Below are 17,131 nucleotides of genomic sequence, written 5' to 3' on the forward strand. Positions count from 1 at the left end.
TGCGCCCGTCCGCTCCCCCTGGCGCGCCGCCACGCGCAACAGCCGCGGCGGGGAGCCCCCGAGCCCCCCGCCGCGGCCCGCTCCCGGAGGGAGCGGTGCGTCACGCGAGTCCGGCGCGCTCCAGCGCCTCCGTGCCGGCCCGCAGGGCCGTGATCCGCTCGTCGAGCGTGAAGCCGGCCGGGGCCAGGGTCAGGGTCGTGACGCCCGCCGCGGCATACGCCTGCATCCGGTCGGCGATCCGCTCGATCGGGCCGAGCAGCGCGGTCTGGTCGATCAGCCGATGCGGCACGGCGGCCGCGGCACCGTTCTTGTCGCCGGACAGGTACTTGTCCTGGATCTCGACGGCTTCCTTCTCGTAGCCCATGCGCCGCGCGAGCTGGTTGTAGAAGTTCTGCTTGCGGCTCCCCATGCCGCCCACGTACAGGGCCGTGTACGGACGGAACATGTCGGCGAGACCGTTGACGTCGTCGCCGACGGCGAGCGGCAGGGTGGGGCACACGTCGAAGCCGGCCATGGTCAGCCCGGCCTTCTCGCGGCCCGCCCGCAGGTACGTCAGGGCGGTCTCCTCCAGGTGCTCCGCGGAGGGGAAGATCAGCAGCGCGCCGTCGGCGATCTCGCCGGTCTGTTCCAGGTTCTTCGGGCCGATCGCCGCGATGTAGAGCGGGATGTGCTCGCGCTGCGGGTGGACGGTCAGCTTGAGGGGCTTGCCGGGGCCGTCCGGCAGCGGCAGCGTCCAGTGCTGCCCCTCGTACGAGAGCCGCTCGCGGGACATCGCCCTGCGGACGATCTCGACGTACTCGCGGGTGCGGGCCAGCGGCTTGTCGAACTTGACGCCGTACCAGCCCTCGGAGACCTGCGGCCCCGACACGCCGAGGCCGAGCCGGAACCGGCCCCCGGAGAGCGAGTCGAGGGTGGCGGCGGTCATCGCCGTCATGGCGGGCTGCCGGGCCGGGATCTGCATGATCGCGGAGCCGACGTCGATGGACTCGGTCCGGGCCGCGACCCAGGAGAGCACGGTCGGGGCGTCGGAGCCGTACGCCTCGGCCGCCCAGCAGACGTCGTACCCGAGCCGGTCGGCCTCCTGGGCGACGGCCAGATTGTCGCCGTCCATTCCCGCGCCCCAGTAACCGAGATTGATGCCGAGCCGCATAACCGCTCCCTTACCGATCAGTAACGTCCCTGGACCCCCGGACTCTAGCGCGCGGCCCCGGCTTCCGTCAGGGGCGACTTCGGGGCACGGCCGTCCACAGGCCTCCACCGAGTGGGGCTCTGGCCAGTAATCTCAGCGCCCATGGAGCAGAGGCATCTCGGCCGCACCGGCCTTCGAGTGTCCCGGATCGGGCTCGGCACCCTCACCTGGGGCCGGGACACCGACGAGCACGACGCCGCCGAACAGCTCAAGGCCTTCTGGGAAGCGGGCGGCACGCTGGTCGACACGGCCGATGTCTACGGCGGCGGGGAGGCCGAGTACCTGCTCGGGCGGCTCGTCGCGGGCCTGGTGCCGCGGGAGGACCTGGTCATCGCGACGAAGGCGGGCAGCGTGGCCGACCCCTACCGCAGGTTCGACGGGTCGCGCGGGCATCTGCTGGCCGCGCTGGACGCCTCCCTGGAGCGGCTCGGCACGGATCACGTGGATCTCTGGCAGCTGCACGCCTTCGACCCGGGGACCCCGCTGGAGGAGACCCTCCAGGCGGTGGACCTGGCGGTTTCCACGGGGCGCGCCCGGTACGCGGGGGTGTCGAACTTCTGCGGCTGGCAGCTGGCGAAGGCGGCCACCTGGCAGCTCGCCGCGCCCGGGGCGCGCACCCGGCTGGCAAGCACACAGATGGAGTACTCGCTGCTGCAACGGGGGGTGGAGCGCGAGGTGCTGCCCGCCGCCCTCGATCTCGGCATCGGGCTGCTGCCGTCCTCGCCGCTGGGCCGCGGGGTGCTGACCGGGAAGTACCGGACGGGCACCCCGTCGGACTCCCGGGGCGCCTCGGAGCTGCTGGCCCCGTTCGTGGAGCCGTATCTGGACACGGCGGCGGGCCGCATCGTGGAGGCGGTGACCACGGCCGCGGACGGTCTGGCCACGACGTCGCTCCAGGTGGCGCTCGCCTGGGTGCGCGACCGGCCCGGTGTGGTGGCCCCGATCGTCGGCGCGCGCACCGCGCAGCAGCTCACGGAGGCGTTGTCAGTGGAGGCGCTTAGTCTTCCTGACGAGATCTGCCAGGCGCTCGACGACGTGTCGGCGCCCGTGCACCGCTATCCCGACCAGGACTGGAACACGCTGTGACTGCGCTTCCCCAGGGGGAGACCCCCGGCTCCCCGGCCGCCGCCGACGACGGCGTCGTGGACCCCTCCCCCGCCGAGGACGGGGGCGAAACCGCGACCGGCACCACCGGGGACGAGGCCGCGACCGAGCCCACCGGGTACAAGGCACCGGCCGACGCCGCCGGGGACGAGGACGAAGCCGCAGCCGACGCCGACGCCGAGGGCGACACCGCGCCCGCGCTGTCCGAGGCCGAGGCCGAGCTCGCCGCCCAGCGCGAGTTCCGGGAGCGGATCGAGAAGCGCAAGGCCGAGAAGAAGGGCCCCATCTCCGCCGGTGCGAAGCTGAGTGGCACGGCGGCCGACCTGCTGGCCGCCGTACGGGCCGTGGAGAGCGGCGAGAAGCCCGCCACCCCGTTCCTCGACCGCGACCGGCCCGCGCCCGCCGCCCCCCGCCGGCCCGCGCCCACTCCGGCGCGTCCGCGCGCCCCGAGCCGGCACCGGCGCCCCAGAGCGCCTCGCCCGAGGTGCTGGCCGCGACCGCCGCCGTGCTGGCCGAGGGCGGGGCCCCGGCGGCGCTGGCGGGCCCGGTGGTCGAGGTGCTCGGCGCGCAGGCCGCCGAAGCGCTGCGCGAGGACCCGTGGCGCCTGCTGGCCGTGCCGGGGGTCCGCCCCGAGCAGGCGGACGGATTCGCCCGGGCCCTGCTCGGGGCCGGATGCGGCCCGGACGACGAGCGGCGGACCGCCGCCCTGATCGGTCTGCTGCTGGAGCGGGCGGCGCTACGGGGCCATACCGCACAGGACGCCGCGACCGTACGGGCCGCGCTCGCCGGGCACGCGGTGACCGACCCCGGGGCGGCCGTGGAGCACGCCGTGGCCCAGGGCGTCGTCCTGGCCTTCCGGGACGGGCCCGAGGACCCGGAGCCGGGGGCCGCCGAGGAGCCCGGTGCGCGGACCGACGGCATTGACGACGGCGAGGAGCCGGAGCCGGTACGGGTACTGCTCGGCCTCGACCGCTACGCACTCGCCGAGGAGAGCCTCGCCGACGGCCTCGCCCGGCTGGTCAACGCCTGCGAGAAGGACGCCGACTGGACGGAGGCGGCCTCGGCCGCGGGCTCCTCCTCGGCGTCCGAGCTGATCCGCACGGTCGCGGCCCACGGCCTCGTGGCCCATACCGGCGGCGAGGCCGCCCGGGCCGAGCCCGCCGCCCTGATCACCGCCGCCCGCGGTCTGGGGCTGCGCGCCCTGGGCACCACGCACAGCGCCGACGGCAGGGACCGGCTGGCCGGCGCGACCGGCGATCCGGCGACGGCCGTCACGCTCGCCGGGCTGCTCTCCGGGGCGGAGGGCCCCGGACGGGACGAGGAGGGCGCGCTCGCCGTCGACCTGCTCGTCGTGCTCGACGCCCCGCAACTGGACGTCGAGACCGCCGCGGTGCTGGTCGAGTCCCTGGCCGACGGCACCCGCCTGGTGCTCAGCGGCGACCCCGGGGTGCTGGGATCGGCCGGTGCGGGGCGGGTGTTCGCGGATGTGCTCGCGGCCCGTGCCTGCCCGCAGATCGCCTCCCGCACCCCCGATCCGGGACCGATCGGCGAACTGGTCTCCGGCATCGGCATCGGTGAGCTGAACCAGGTCGAGGCGCCCGGCAAGGAGGTGGTGATCGTCCCCGTGCGCGACGCGGGCGAGGCGGTGCACCGCACCGTGCAGCTGGTGGCCGACTCGGTGCCGCGCGCCATCGGCGTACCGTCGTCCGAGACCCAGGTGATCACCGTCGGCCACGGCGGCTCGGCGGGCACCCGGGCGCTGAACGCGGCGCTGAAGCAGCGCCTCAACCCCGGTCCGGGGCGGTTCGGCGGCTTCGACCCGGGCGATCGCGTCGTCCACGTCCCGGCGCCGGGCAGGATCGTGCCCGCGGTGGTCGTCTCGGCGGACGCCGAGGGCCTGCACCTGGACTGCGGGGGCACCGAACTCGTCGTACCGCAGGGGCGGGTGGAGTCCGCGGTGCGCCACGGCTGGGCCCTCAGCGCCCACCAGGCGACCGGGATGCGGTGGCCCGCGGTGGTCGTCGTGCTGCCGGGCGACGCGGCGCAGGGGCTCAGCCGGGCCTGGGTGTACACCGCCTTCGGGCGCGGCGAACGTCATCTGTCCGTCGTCCACGGGGTGGATCAGGCGCTCTTGCACGCGGTCGCCCAGTCCCCGGCCCAGGACCGCACGACGCGGCTGCGCGACCTGCTGGAGGCGGCCGCCCGGTGAGCCGGGCTTCGGGCGGGCCCGGTCGGGGGCCCGCCCGGCCGACGGGTCAGGAACCGTCCGCGGCCATGCGGAGTTCCTCCTCCGGTTCGTCCTCGTCGAAGACGGCGCTGACGTCGAAGCGACAGACCACCAGTTGCGGGTCCGCCTCGTCGAACGGTGCGTCGAGCCACTCCCCCGCCTCGGGAAGTTCCTCGGCGGCCGTGACCCACAGGGTGGAGTCGCCCTCCTCCAGTCCGAACTCCGTGTGCCGGGAGGCGATCTCGTCCGGTTCGTACTCCCCGAAGAGCACGCCGAGCGCCGCGTGGACGCTGGAGCCGACGGCCGGGGCGTGCTCGCCCCGGTCGTCCCGGTCGAGGTCGGCGATCCGCTGGGCCTGTGCGAGCAGCCGCGGTGGTTCCACCACCGCGTAGTCGCGCCGGATCAGCACGCTGAGCGCGTTCGGCTCCTCGGGGCCGGTGTACGGCGGAAGGGCGTCCTCCGCACCCGGGATCTCGAAGGGGGTGACTTCGTCGTAGCGGTCGTAGAGCAACTCGTCGTAGGACTCGGCGGCAGCGGCCAGTGCGTTGAACGCGTCGTAGACGGCCGTGTCGTCGTCCCCGGTACGGCGTTCGACCGCCGCGAGATGGTGGTCGAGCGCGGCTTTGACCGCCTCCGCGGCGGCGCGTACCTCGGCAGCGGTGGGCTGCGCAGCATCAGACATGGTGCAGACGCTATCCGTACACGGGCTGTGCCCGCACAATAGATGCGATGCCGGAATACGAATTTGTCGATGTGTACGTACCGCGCGGGGTCTCCCGCAAGGAGACGGCCCGCCTGCTGACCGACCACGCCGAGTACGGTCACTGGGAGTTGGACCGGCTGACGCTGCGTCGCGACGGCAGCCGCAGGGTGCGGCTGCGCCGGCGGATCATCCGCCAGCTCCGCGCCACCTGGTGAGACGGAACGGGCCCCGCAGTGGCGGGGCCCGTTCGTCTTCACCGTGTTCGCGTCACCGCTCCGGTCCGTTATGCGGACGTCCGGGCGCGGCGGTAGAGCATGGCGCCCGCCCCCGCGAGCAGCAGTCCCGCGCTCGCCGGGACCAGCAGGTCGAGCCCGCCCGCGCCGGTGTGCGCGAGCTGTTCGACGTGCTGTGGTTCGGGCTCGTTCGGCACGGCCGGCTTCTCCGGGGTCGGAGGCTTGGGCTCGGTGACCGGCGGATCGACGGGCGGCGGATCGACGGGCGGCGGCGTGACCACGTCCGTGCCGTTCTCGCAGTCGTTGCCGAAGGTGGGGTTGAGCAGACCGCCGATGGTGATGCTGTTCCCGCAGGCGTTCACGGGGATGTCGACGGGCACCGCGATGTTGTTGCCGGACAGCACGCCCGGCGAGCCCTTCGTGACGCCCTGGGCCGTGGCCCCGCCGCCGAGCGGGGCCCGGTGCTTGCCGGTGCCCGGCCGGCTCGCGTCGGTGAGGTCGCCGGAGACCTGGCTGCCGGAGGCGTGCTTGCCCTGGGAGCCGTCCTGCGAGCCGTTCCCGCAGGTGTTTCCGAACGCCGGGTTGAGCAGCGCCACGACGTCCACGGAGTTGCCGCACACGTTGACCGGCACGTGCACCGGGATCTGTACCGAATTCCCTGAAAGCACCCCCGGGGAATCCGTTGCGCCGCCGGACGCTCCCGCGTCGGCGTGCGCGTAACCGCCGCTCAGCGCGAGTGCGCCGCCTGCGGCCGCCATGGTGATCAGGCCTTTGCGCGTGACCTGTCGCATACGTGTTTCCTGCCTTCTGACCTTCCGGAAAACCCCCGGACTCGACCGTGCGGGGGCGGAGTACCAGCGGCCCCGGGGTGCATGGCGCGCACTCCGGGGCCGACCGGATTCAAACCCTCAAGGGTTGACGCACGACGTCAGGCGTTGACGCAGGTGTTGCCGAAGGTGGGGTTCAGCAGCCCGACCACGTTGATCGTGTTGCCGCACGCGTTCACCGGGATGTGGATCGGCGCCTGGATGTTGTTGCCCGAGACCAGACCGGGGCTGCCGAGTGCGCCACCCTGGGCGCCGGAGTCCGCGACGGCCATGCCCGCACCCGCGAGCACCAGACCGCCAGTGACAGCCGCAGCAGCGACGACCTTCTTGATCATGATTCCTCCTAGTTGGCAATGCGGTCCCAGCCGCGGACCGCATCACGTGTAACGAGGAAGAGGTAATCGGGCTACGAGCGTATGGTTCCTTTCACCCGTTCCGGTCAAATACGCACACGCTGCCGATTACCGGTGCGGGAAGAAACGGAAAGTCGGTGGAAAACCGGCAGGAAATCAGCAGTTGTCGATGAAACGGTCGAGCACCCGCACGCCGAACTTCAGCCCGTCCACCGGCACCCGCTCGTCCACTCCGTGGAACATGCCCGCGAAGTCGAGCTCCGGCGGCAGCTTCAGCGGGGCGAAGCCGAAGCAGCGGATGCCGAGGTCGTCGAAGGACTTGGCGTCGGTGCCGCCGGAGAGCATGTACGGCACGGCGCGCGCGATCGGGTCCTCCGCCTTCAGGGCGACCTGCATGGCGTCGACGAGCGCGCCGTCGAAGCTGGTCTCCAGCGCCTTGTCGCCGTGCACGTCCTCGCGCTTCACGCGCGGGCCGAGGATCCGGTCCAGGTCGGCCAGGAACTCCTCCTCGAAGCCGGGCAGGAACCGGCCGTCGACGTGGGCGATGGCCTGGCCGGGGATCACGTTCACCTTGTAGCCGGCGCCGAGCATGGTGGGGGCGGCGGAGTTGCGGAGCGTGGCGCCGACCATCTTGGCGATGCCGCCCAGCTTGGCGAGCGTGGCCTCCATGTCCTCCGGGTCGAGCGGGGTGCCGAGCGCGTCGGACAGCTCGTCGAGGAAGGAGCGCACCGTCTTGGTCACCCGGACCGGCCACGTGTGCCGGCCGAGCCGTCCGACCGCCTCGCAGAGCTCGGTGATCGCGTTGTCGTCGTTGGTCATCGAGCCGTGGCCGGCGGTGCCGTCCACGGTGAGCCGCATCCAGTGCATGCCCTTCTGGGCGGTCTCGACGAGGTAGAGCCGCAGGTTCTCGTTGACCGTGAAGGAGAAGCCGCCGACCTCGCCGATCGCCTCGTTGACCCCTTCGAAGAGGTCGCGGTGCTCGTCGACCAGGTACCGCGCGCCGTACGTGCCGCCCGCCTCCTCGTCCGCGAGGAAGGCGAGGACGATGTCGCGCGGGGGCTTGCGGCCGCTGCGCATCCGGTCGCGGACGACCGCGAGGGTCATCGCGTCCATGTCCTTCATGTCGACCGCGCCGCGGCCCCACACGCAGCCGTCCGCGATCTCGCCCGAGAACGGGTGGTGCGTCCAGTCGTGCGCGTTGGCCGGGACCACGTCGGTGTGGCCGTGGATCAGCAGCGCGGGCCGGGACGGGTCCTCGCCCTCGATCCGCGCCACCGTCGAGGCCCGCCCCTTGTGGGACTCGAAGATCTGCGGCTCCAGTCCGACCTCGGCGAGCTTCTCCGCGACGTACTCGGCCGCGCGCCGCTCCCCCGGCCCCGAGTGGTCCCCGTAGTTGCTGGTGTCGATCCGGATCAGCTCCCGGCAGAGGTCCACGACCTCGTCCTCGCCGGAGACCGTCCGGGTCGTGCTGGTCTCGCTCACGCTGCTTCCTTCCACTGTCGCCGTGGTGTCCCTCCTCATCCTCCCGCGCCGGGCCCGCGCGCCCAAGGCCACCCGCCCCTCGTCATGCGCCCTTCACACGGTCCGGGGCGTGATCGGGCACCTCCGAATGTTTGCTATTGTTTTCCACGTCGGAACGGGCAGCGGCCCGCGAGACAGACACCTTGTCCGGGTGGCGGAATGGCAGACGCGCTAGCTTGAGGTGCTAGTGCCCTTTATCGGGCGTGGGGGTTCAAGTCCCCCCTCGGACACAACGGCGAGTGCCGGTCGGGAGAGATCCTGACCGGCATTTCGCGTTGTACCCGTGCCCTGGCGCGGGGAGCCGCGGCCGGGCGGGCGGCATCCCTACGACCGCCCGGGGGACGAGCGAGGAGCCGGCGGACCATGAGCAGCGTCGTACCGGTGGGCGTGGCCCCGTGAGGGGGCGCGGGAAGGCCCCGGCGGCGCCGCTGGCGCAGCGGGACGGGATCGATCCGGTGCGGCTGCGGCTCCCGGAGGACCCCGAGGGGGCGTGGCCGACGGTCCGCGACCATCTGCTGACGCGGTTCGGGGACGCGATCGGGGCGGCCCGGGTGGACGCCATGTTCGCCGAGGGGCGGTTCGTGTCCGTGGACGGTGCCGTGGCCGCCGACGAGCCGTACGCGGCGGGCCGGTACCTCTGGTTCCACCGGGATTTCGCGCCGGAGGAGCCGGTGCCGTTCCCGGTCGGCGTCGTGCACCGGGACGCGCATCTCGTCGTCGCGGACAAGCCGCACTTCCTGGCGACCACCCCGCGTGGCCGGCACGTCACCGAGACCGCGGTGGCCCGGCTGCGCCGGGAGCTGGACCTGCCCGCGCTCCAGCCGGCGCACCGGCTGGACCGGCTGACCGCGGGCCTGGTCCTGTTCGTCGTGCGGCCCGGGGAGCGGGGCGCGTACCAGACGATGTTCCGGGACCGGCTGGTGCGCAAGGAGTACGAGGCGGTGGCGCCGCACGATCCCCGGACGGTCCTTCCGCGGACGGTGCGCAGCCGGATCGTGAAGGAGCGCGGGGTCATAGCCGCCCGCGAGGAGCCGGGCGAGCCGAACAGCGAGAGCCGGATCGAGCTGCTGGAGCACCGGGAGGGGCTCGGACGCTACCGGTTGCTGCCCGCCACCGGGCGGACCCATCAGCTGCGGGTCCACATGAACGGCCTGGGGCTGCCGATCGCGCACGATCCGGTCTACCCCGTGGTCGAGCCGGAGCGCGCCCCGGACGACTGGTCGCGTCCGCTGCAGCTCCTGGCCCGGGTGCTGGAGTTCACCGATCCGGTCACGGGCGAGGCGCGCCGCTTCGAGAGCGGGCTGCGGCTGGCCGCATGGCCGGACCGGTGAGCGTCCGCGGCCGAGGAGGGTCCGGGCGGCCGCCGGACCGGCGGCCGCCCGGCAGACCTCAGTGACCGCGGGCGATCCACTCCTCGAGGTGCGGGGCCTCCGCGCCGATGCTCGTGGAGTCGCCGTGCCCGGTGCGGACGGCGGTCTCCGGCGGCAGGGTGAGCAGCCGGTCCCGGATCGACGCGACGATGGTCGGGAAGTGGGAGAAGGACCGGCCGGTGGCGCCGGGGCCGCCCTGGAAGAGGGTGTCGCCCGTGAAGACGGTGCCCAGGCCGGGGGCGTACAGGCAGACGGCGCCGGGGGCGTGGCCCGGGGTGTGCAGCACCCGGAGGGTGGTTCCGGCGATCTCCAGTTCCTGGCCGTCGGCCAGCTCGCCGTCGGGGGCGCGGTCCGGGTGGATCCGTTCCCACAGGGGCAGGTCGTCGGGGTGCAGGAGGACCGGTGCGCCGGTGGCCGCGGCGAGGGCGGGGGCGGCGTCGATGTGGTCGTTGTGCGCGTGCGTGCAGACGATGGCGCGCAGCGTACGGCCGTTCAGCGCGGCCTCGATGGCGTCGGCGTCGTGGGCGGCGTCGATGACGATCGCCTCGGTGTCGTCGCCGACGATCCAGACGTTGTTGTCGACGTCCCACTCGCCGCCGTCGAGGGCGAAAGTGCCGGAGGTGACGAGGTGGTCGATGCGGGCGGCCATCAGAGGATCACCACCGAGCGCAGCACGTCGCCGTCGTGCATCCGGGCGAACGCCTGCTCGACGTCGCCGAGCCCGATGGTCTCGGTGACGAACGCGGCGAGGTCGATCCGGCCCTGCTGGTGCAGGTCGACGAGCATCGGGAAGTCGCGCGAGGGGAGGCAGTCGCCGTACCAGGACGACTTGAGCGAGCCGCCGCGGCCGAAGACGTCGAGCAGCGGGAGCTCCAGCTGCATCTCCGGGGTGGGGACGCCGACCAGGACGACGGTGCCCGCGAGGTCGCGGGCGTAGAAGGCCTGCTTGTACGTCTCCGGGCGGCCGACCGCCTCGATGACCACGTCCGCGCCGTTGCCGCCGGTCAGGGCGCGGATCGCCTCGACCGGGTCGGTGGAACGGGAGTTGACGGTGTGCGTGGCGCCCATCGTCTTCGCCGTCTCCAGCTTGCGGTCGTCGATGTCGACGGCGATGATCTTCGCCGCGCCGGCCAGCCGGGCGCCCGCGATCGCCGCGTCGCCGACGCCGCCGCAGCCGATCACGGCGACCGAGTCGCCGCGGCCGACCTGGCCGGTGTTGATGGCGGCACCGATGCCCGCCATCACGCCGCAGCCGAGCAGCCCGGCGACGGCCGGGGAGACCTCCGGGTCGACCTTGGTGCACTGCCCGGCGGCGACCAGGGTCTTCTCGGCGAACGCGCCGATGCCGAGCGCCGGCGACAGCTCCGTGCCGTCGAGCAGGGTCATCTTCTGCTTCGCGTTGTGGGTGTCGAAGCAGTACCAGGGGCGGCCGCGCAGACACGCCCGGCACTGGCCGCACACGGCACGCCAGTTGAGGATGACGAAGTCGCCGGGCGCGACGTCCGTGACGCCCTCGCCGACGGACTCCACCACGCCGGACGCCTCGTGGCCGAGCAGGAACGGGAAGTCGTCGTTGATCCCGCCCTGCTTGTAGTGCAGATCGGTGTGACAGACGCCGCACGCCTGGATCTTCACCACGGCCTCACCGGGGCCCGGGTCCGGGATCACGATCGTCTCGACCCGTACCGGCTCATTCTTTCCCGGTGCGATGACCCCTTGCACCTGCTGCGACATACCGCGGTCTCCCTGTTTCCGTCATTTCGCGAAGATCCAACGCGACCAACCGTACGCCCCCGCGAGAGTGTCACGGCGGCGCGCCGCATTGGCGGGAAACAACTGCCGTATGCCCGGCGGGATGCGCCTCTTTCGGTCAGATGCCGCATATCAGTGAACTCCGGCGCTTTCCGATCCGTCCTTTGATGTGCAGGGGGCGCGGGACCGATACCTGCGGGGGCAGGGGTCTCGCGGTCCATCAGCAGGGGAACGAAGGATCATGGGGGGAAGAGCCTTGTTCGAGATCACTGAGACCATGGAGCGGGCGGACCGGCGGGCCGAGGGGCCGGTTCCGGTTCCCGCGGCGGCCGCGCCCGTGGCGCCGGTCGGCGGACTCGTGCCGTACGTCGACGCGTTGCCCGTGCCGCCGGTGCTCCGCCCGCGGAGCGGTGACGTGCTCCGCGAGACCGAGATCGCGCTGTCGCCCACCTGGGTGCGCCTGCACGCGCAGCTGCCGCCGACCCTGATGTGGGGGTACAACGGCACGGTGCCGGGGCCGACCATCGAGGTGCGGCGCGGGCAGCGGGTCCGGATCGCCTGGACCAACCGCATCCCCCGGGGCAGCGAGTACCCGGTCACGGCGGTGGAGGTCGGCCCGGTGAAGCCGGGCGAACCCGCGCCGCACAACCGCCCCGGGCGCGACGGCGTCGAGCCGGACCCGGACGTGGCCGCGCTGCCCGCCTGGACGGTGACGCATCTGCACGGCGCGCAGACCGGGGGCGGCAACGACGGCTGGGCGGACAACGCGGTCGGCTTCGGCGACGCGCAGCTGTCGGAGTACCCGAACGACCACCAGGCCGCCCAGTGGTGGTACCACGACCACGCCATGAACATCACCCGGTGGAACGTGTACGCCGGGCTCGTCGGCACCTATCTGGTCCGGGACGACGAGGAGGACGCGCTCGGTCTGCCGTCCGGAGACCGGGAGCTGCCGCTGATCCTCATCGACCGCAACCTGGACACCGACCCGGACGGCCGGCTCAACGGGCGGCTGCTGCACAAGACGACGGTGATCACCGAGGCCGATCCGGAGACCGGCAAGCCGGTGTCGCTGCCGTTCCTCGGCCCGTACACGACGGTCAACGGGCGCATCTGGCCGCATCTGGACGTGGACGACGCCTGGTACCGCTTCCGGCTGGTCAACGCGTCCAACGCGCGGACCTACGACCTGGTGCTGGTCGACGAGGGGAACAACCCGGTGCCGGGCGCGATCCGGCAGATCGGCAGCGACGGCGGGCTGTTGCCCCGCCCGGTGCCGGTCGACTTCGACGAGGTGCTGCCGGGGCTGACGATCGCCCCGGCCGAGCGGATGGACCTGCTGGTCGACTTCTCGGCGCTGGCCGGGCGCCGGGTCCGGCTGGTCAACCGCGGCGGGCTCGGGCCGGGGGTGCCGGACCCGGCGGCGAACGTGCCGTTCCCGCAGGTGATGGAGTTCCGGGTGCGGGAGACGGGGCGGCGGGACGGTTTCGAGCTGCCCGAGGTGCTGTCGGGTTCCTTCCGGCGGTACGACCACGGCCGGGTGGAGCACGGGCACCGGCTCGTGGTGCTGACGGTGCCCGGCACGGTCGGCGGCGGCGGTCACCCGGAGATCTGGGAGATGGCCGAGGTCGAGGACACCGCCGGGGTGGAGGTGCCCTCGGACGGTGTCATCCAGATCCGGGGCGAGGACGGCGCGGTGCGCACGTACCGCAGGATCGCGCGGACCTTCAACGACGGGCTCGGCTTCACGCTCGGCGAGGGCTCGTTCGAGCAGTGGTCGTTCCTCAACCTGGGCGGTCCGACGCACCCGATGCACATCCATCTGGCGGACTTCCAGGTGATGGGCCGGGAGGCGTACGAGGTCGACGGCTTCGACCCGGCCGTCGGCGGGACCCGCTCCCCGGTGGCGTTCGACCACGGCACCACGATCCCGGTGGCGCCGAACGAGCAGGGCTGGAAGGACGTCTTCCGGGTGCCGGCGGGTCAGTTGGTGAAGGTGATCGGGAAGTTCGACGGGGCGTACGGGCGGTTCATGTACCACTGCCATCTGCTGGAGCACGAGGACATGGGCATGATGCGGCCGTTCGTCGTGATGCCGCCCGAGGCGCTGAAGTTCGACCACGGCGGCGGGCACGGCGGCCACCAGGGGCACGGCGGCTGACCGGTCGGCCGGGCTCTGTCGGTGGCCCCCGCGGGATCGTTCCGCGGGGGCCGCCGCGCGTCCGTGGCGCCCGTTGCGGGTCCGTGGCGCCCGTTGCGGCTCCCGGGCGGGGTGGCTCGGGACGCGGGTGGTTCAGGGCGCGAGGACGTCCAGTTCGTGCAGGGCGCCCACCGCGATCTCCTTCGTCAGCCGCTCGGCCCCGGCGGCGTCGCCCTCGCGCACCGCTTCGGCGACCCGGACGTGGAGGGTGACGGCCGCCGGGTCGGGGTCCTCGAACATCACCTGGTGGTGGGTGCGGCCCGCCAGGACCTCGGCGACGACGTCGCCGAGCCGCGCGAACATCTCGTTGCCGGAGGCGTTGAGCACGATCCGGTGGAACGCGATGTCGTGCTCCAGGTAGCGCTCCAGCTGCTGGCCGCGCGAGGTGGCGACCATGCCGAGCGCGCACTCGGTGAGGGCCGCGCACTGCTCCGGGGTGGCGTTGCGGGCGGCGAGGCCGGCCGCGACCGGTTCGACGGCCGAGCGCAGCACGGTCAGGGAGCGCAGCTGGCGCGGGCGGTCGCTGCCTGCCAGCCGCCACCGGATGACCTGCGGGTCGTACACGTTCCACGCCTCGGTGGGCCGGACGGTCACGCCGACCCGGCGCCGGGACTCGACCAGGTGCATGGACTCCAGTACCCGGACCACCTCGCGCACGACGGTGCGCGAGACGTCGAAGCGCCGGGCGAGCTCGTCGGTGCGCAGCACCTGTCCCGGCTCGTGCGCCCCCGCGGCGATCTCCAGACCCAGGGTGTCCAGCACGTGTGTATGCAGCCCGGGGCCCTGTGTGGTCATGGGCACCAGCCTAAGGGGCGCCTCTCGGGAACAAAAAGTACGACGTTTACGTCACAGCATCTTGAATAAGTCGTACGTTTGGGTTTCAGTAGCGCGACGGACCGATGTCGAGGAAGACATCGACGAGGACTGCGAGGCACCACCAATGAGCACCCCCCACGTCGTCGTGGTGATGGGAGTCGCAGGGACCGGCAAGACCACGATCGGCCCCCTGCTCGCCGCCGAACTGGGCGTTCCGTACGCCGAGGGCGACGACTTCCATCCCGCGGCGAACATCGCCAAGATGTCGGCCGGCGTCCCGCTGGACGACGAGGACCGGTGGCCCTGGCTCGACGCGATCGGCCGGTGGGCGCACGGCCGGGCGGGGCTCGGCGGGGTGGTGAGCAGCTCGGCTCTCAAGCGGGTCTACCGGGACCGGCTGCGGGAGGGGGCCCCGGACGCGGTCTTCCTCCATCTGACCGGTGACCGGTCCCTGATCGAGAAGCGCATGGCGGAGCGCAAGGGCCACTTCATGCCCACCGCGCTGCTCGACTCGCAGTTCGCCACCCTGCAGCCACTGGGGGAGGACGAGGCCGGGGTCTCGGTCGACGTGGCCGGCACCCCCGAAGAAATCACCCAGCGGGCCGTCGCCGCGTTGCGCCGGCTCGACGACTGAGGACCACCACCATGACCAGTCTCAGCGTCGAGATGCTGGCAGCGGACGCCGCCGAACCGATCACCTCGGCAGGCAACGCCCAGTTGGGCATCGCCGTCCTGGCGGGCATCGCCGTCATCGTCCTGCTCATCACCAAGCTCAAGGTGCACGCGTTCCTCGCGCTGACCATCGGCTCGCTGGCGCTCGGTTCGTTCGCCGGGGCCGCCCCCGCGAAGACGATCGCCAGTTTCACCGCCGGTCTCGGCTCGACCGTCGCGGGTGTCGGCGTGCTGATCGCGCTCGGCGCGATCCTGGGCAAGCTGCTGGCCGACTCCGGCGGCGCGGACCAGATCGTCGACACCATCCTCGCCCGGGCGAGCGGGCGGGCCATGCCGTGGGCGATGGTGCTGATCGCCTCGATCATCGGACTGCCGCTGTTCTTCGAGGTCGGGATCGTGCTGCTGATCCCGGTGGTGCTGCTCGTCGCGAAGCGCGGCAACTACTCCCTGATGCGGATCGGCATCCCGGCGCTGGCCGGTCTCTCCGTGATGCACGGGCTGATCCCGCCGCACCCCGGCCCGCTGGTGGCGATCGACGCCCTGGACGCCAACCTCGGCGTCACGCTGGCGCTGGGGGTGCTGGTGGCGATACCGACCGTGATCATCGCGGGGCCGGTCTTCTCCCGCTACGCGGCGCGCTGGGTGGACATCGAGGCGCCGGAGAAGATGATCCCGCAGCGCCCTTCGGAGGACCTGGACCGCCGTCCCGGCTTCGGCGCCACCCTGGCGACGATTCTGCTGCCCGTCGTGCTGATGCTGGTCAAGGCCCTGGTCGACATCGTCGTGGACGACCCGGAGCAGGGTGTCCAGCGGGTCACCGATGTGATCGGCTCGCCGCTGATCGCGCTGCTCGCGGCCGTCGTGGTCGGCATGTTCACGCTGGGCCGGGCGGCCGGTTTTTCCAAGGACCGGCTCTCCGTCACCGTCGAGAAGTCCCTGGCCCCGATCGCGGGCGTGCTGCTGATCGTGGGCGCGGGCGGCGGTTTCAAGCAGACCCTCATCGACGCCGGCGTGGGCCGGATGATCCTGGACTTCTCCGAGGACTGGTCGATCCCCGCGCTGCTGCTGGGCTGGCTGATCGCCGTCGCGATCCGGCTCGCGACCGGTTCGGCGACCGTGGCCACCATCTCGGCGGCCGGTCTGGTCGCCCCGCTGGCCGCCGACATGTCCACGACCCACGCCGCCCTGCTGGTCCTCGCCGTCGGCGCCGGCTCCCTCTTCTTCAGCCATGTCAACGACGCCGGTTTCTGGCTGGTGAAGGAGTACTTCGGCATGAACGTCGGCCAGACGGTGAAGACCTGGTCGTTCATGGAGACCATCATCTCCGTGGTCTCGCTCGTCTTCGTCCTGCTGCTGTCGCTGATCCTCTAGCGACGGCGGCCTCCCCGCACGGTCCTCCTCCCACCGGGTTCGTCCCGGGGGCCGTCCCGACGGCGTCCGTCGGCCCGGTGCGCGCTCCTCGGCGTGCCCGGGTCCGGCGGGCGCCGTCGCCGTGCCGGGCCGCGGTCCGCGTCGGCCGCGTTCCCGCGCGTCAACCGCGTCCCGCGCGCACCGGGTTGGCGTCCGGGGCCGGTGCCCGCCCCGCCGCCGGGCCCGGTGGCGCGTGCCAGACTTGGCGCCATGTCGAACCGAGAACCCCTCAAGCCCTTCCTGCTCGCCTTCCCGGGACCGCTGCGCGATCAGCTGGTCGGGGCGGTCCTCACCGGCGCGAAGATCTCGACGACCGGGCTGCTCGCGGAGTACGAGGTGGAGCGGGAGGAGCTGCCGCCGGTCGGCGAGCAGTCCGCGCTGATCGACTCGGACGGCCGGGAGATCGCGGTGCTGGAGGTGTCGGAGGTACGGGTGCTGCGTCTGGGGGACATCGACCTCCAGCACGCGGTCGACGAGGGCGAGGGCTACACCTCGGTGGCCGAGTGGCGTGCGGGGCACGAGAAGTTCTGGCACAGCGACGAGATGCGGGAGGCGCTCGGCGACCCGGAGTTCACCGTCGACGACGACACCATGGTCGTCGCCGAACGGTTCCGCGTCGTCGAGCTGCTGGATCCCGTCGCGGGGGCGAAGGAGCGGTAGGAAGGAGCGGCGGGCGCCGGGGCCCGCAGCGCCCGGGGCACCGCGTCCGTCCGGGTCGGGCGGTCCGGGCGGCAGGGCCCGGGCGGTGCCCCGG

15 protein-coding genes, 1 tRNA gene and 1 pseudogene are annotated in these 17,131 nt (G+C 72.7%); 9 read left to right on the plus strand and 8 right to left on the minus strand.

Annotated features, from left to right (window positions below; all coding sequences use genetic code 11):
- Positions 1 to 100: 100 nt before the first annotated feature.
- Positions 101 to 1,150 (minus strand): LLM class F420-dependent oxidoreductase, encoded by a 1,050-nt coding sequence (locus OCT49_RS05675; RefSeq protein WP_283850790.1) that lies wholly within the window; start codon positions 1,148 to 1,150, stop codon positions 101 to 103.
- Between the two features lie 141 nt (positions 1,151 to 1,291).
- Between OCT49_RS05675 and OCT49_RS05680 the strand changes: the two genes are divergently transcribed.
- Both OCT49_RS05680 and OCT49_RS05685 read left to right on the plus strand, forming a co-directional pair.
- On the plus strand, positions 1,292 to 2,275 hold the full coding sequence (locus OCT49_RS05680; RefSeq protein WP_283850791.1) for an aldo/keto reductase: 984 nt from the start codon (positions 1,292 to 1,294) through the stop codon (positions 2,273 to 2,275).
- Positions 2,272 to 4,490: pseudogene (locus tag OCT49_RS05685) on the plus strand (helix-hairpin-helix domain-containing protein); the annotation flags it as partial. The gene OCT49_RS05680 and the pseudogene OCT49_RS05685, both read left to right, overlap by 4 nt.
- A gap of 58 nt (positions 4,491 to 4,548) precedes the next feature.
- Here OCT49_RS05685 and OCT49_RS05690 read toward each other — a convergent pair.
- Positions 4,549 to 5,202 carry a hypothetical protein gene (locus OCT49_RS05690; protein ID WP_283850792.1) on the minus strand — a complete coding sequence of 218 codons (654 nt, stop codon included), beginning with the start codon at positions 5,200 to 5,202 and terminating at the stop codon, positions 4,549 to 4,551.
- A 47-nt stretch (positions 5,203 to 5,249) separates the two neighbouring features.
- On the opposite strand from OCT49_RS05690, the gene OCT49_RS05695 reads away from it, so the two are divergent.
- On the plus strand, positions 5,250 to 5,438 hold the full coding sequence (locus OCT49_RS05695; RefSeq protein ID WP_030918345.1) for a DUF5703 family protein: 189 nt from the start codon (positions 5,250 to 5,252) through the stop codon (positions 5,436 to 5,438).
- A gap of 68 nt (positions 5,439 to 5,506) precedes the next feature.
- On the opposite strand, the gene OCT49_RS05700 is transcribed toward OCT49_RS05695, so the two are convergent.
- From OCT49_RS05700 to OCT49_RS05710, 3 genes are all read right to left on the minus strand, one after another.
- Positions 5,507 to 6,247, minus strand: coding sequence for a chaplin (locus tag OCT49_RS05700; protein ID WP_283850793.1), 741 nt, complete (start codon positions 6,245 to 6,247; stop codon positions 5,507 to 5,509).
- A gap of 137 nt (positions 6,248 to 6,384) precedes the next feature.
- On the minus strand, positions 6,385 to 6,618 hold the full coding sequence (locus tag OCT49_RS05705; protein WP_283850794.1) for a chaplin: 234 nt from the start codon (positions 6,616 to 6,618) through the stop codon (positions 6,385 to 6,387).
- Between the two features lie 174 nt (positions 6,619 to 6,792).
- On the minus strand, positions 6,793 to 8,118 hold the full coding sequence (locus OCT49_RS05710; protein WP_283850795.1) for a M20/M25/M40 family metallo-hydrolase: 1,326 nt from the start codon (positions 8,116 to 8,118) through the stop codon (positions 6,793 to 6,795).
- A gap of 184 nt (positions 8,119 to 8,302) precedes the next feature.
- Here OCT49_RS05710 and OCT49_RS05715 point away from each other — a divergent pair.
- Together OCT49_RS05715 and OCT49_RS05720 are read left to right on the plus strand one after the other, a co-directional pair.
- Positions 8,303 to 8,387 (plus strand) — tRNA-Leu (locus tag OCT49_RS05715).
- 165 nt (positions 8,388 to 8,552) lie between these two features.
- Complete coding sequence (locus OCT49_RS05720) at positions 8,553 to 9,488, plus strand: pseudouridine synthase (RefSeq protein ID WP_283850796.1); 936 nt, start codon at positions 8,553 to 8,555, stop codon at positions 9,486 to 9,488.
- A gap of 58 nt (positions 9,489 to 9,546) precedes the next feature.
- Here OCT49_RS05720 and OCT49_RS05725 read toward each other — a convergent pair whose 3' ends face one another.
- Complete coding sequence (locus OCT49_RS05725) at positions 9,547 to 10,176, minus strand: MBL fold metallo-hydrolase (RefSeq protein ID WP_283850797.1); 630 nt, start codon at positions 10,174 to 10,176, stop codon at positions 9,547 to 9,549.
- The gene (locus tag OCT49_RS05730) at positions 10,176 to 11,261 is read right to left on the minus strand and encodes an S-(hydroxymethyl)mycothiol dehydrogenase (RefSeq protein ID WP_283850798.1); all 1,086 of its coding nucleotides are present in this window, start codon (positions 11,259 to 11,261) and stop codon (positions 10,176 to 10,178) included. The genes OCT49_RS05725 and OCT49_RS05730 overlap by 1 nt, the downstream gene beginning before the upstream one ends.
- 283 nt (positions 11,262 to 11,544) lie before the next feature.
- Between OCT49_RS05730 and phsA the strand changes: the two genes are divergently transcribed.
- Positions 11,545 to 13,440 carry an O-aminophenol oxidase PhsA gene (gene phsA, locus OCT49_RS05735; RefSeq protein WP_283855681.1) on the plus strand — a complete coding sequence of 632 codons (1,896 nt, stop codon included), beginning with the start codon at positions 11,545 to 11,547 and terminating at the stop codon, positions 13,438 to 13,440.
- 132 nt (positions 13,441 to 13,572) lie between these two features.
- On the opposite strand, the gene OCT49_RS05740 is transcribed toward phsA, so the two are convergent.
- A complete protein-coding gene (locus tag OCT49_RS05740) occupies positions 13,573 to 14,274 on the minus strand; it encodes a FadR/GntR family transcriptional regulator (protein ID WP_283850799.1) in 702 nt (233 codons plus the stop codon).
- Positions 14,275 to 14,419: 145 nt separating this feature from the next.
- Between OCT49_RS05740 and OCT49_RS05745 the strand changes: the two genes are divergently transcribed.
- The 3 genes from OCT49_RS05745 (at position 14,420) to OCT49_RS05755 (ending at position 17,037) form a co-directional block, all read left to right on the plus strand.
- Complete coding sequence (locus tag OCT49_RS05745; RefSeq protein WP_283850800.1) at positions 14,420 to 14,929, plus strand: gluconokinase; 510 nt, start codon at positions 14,420 to 14,422, stop codon at positions 14,927 to 14,929.
- A gap of 11 nt (positions 14,930 to 14,940) precedes the next feature.
- Positions 14,941 to 16,338 carry a GntP family permease gene (locus tag OCT49_RS05750; protein ID WP_283850801.1) on the plus strand — a complete coding sequence of 466 codons (1,398 nt, stop codon included), beginning with the start codon at positions 14,941 to 14,943 and terminating at the stop codon, positions 16,336 to 16,338.
- Between the two features lie 249 nt (positions 16,339 to 16,587).
- Complete coding sequence (locus OCT49_RS05755) at positions 16,588 to 17,037, plus strand: ASCH domain-containing protein (RefSeq protein WP_283850802.1); 450 nt, start codon at positions 16,588 to 16,590, stop codon at positions 17,035 to 17,037.
- Positions 17,038 to 17,131 lie beyond the last annotated feature (94 nt).

Source organism: Streptomyces sp. ML-6 (assembly GCF_030116705.1).
GTDB lineage: Bacteria > Actinomycetota > Actinomycetes > Streptomycetales > Streptomycetaceae > Streptomyces.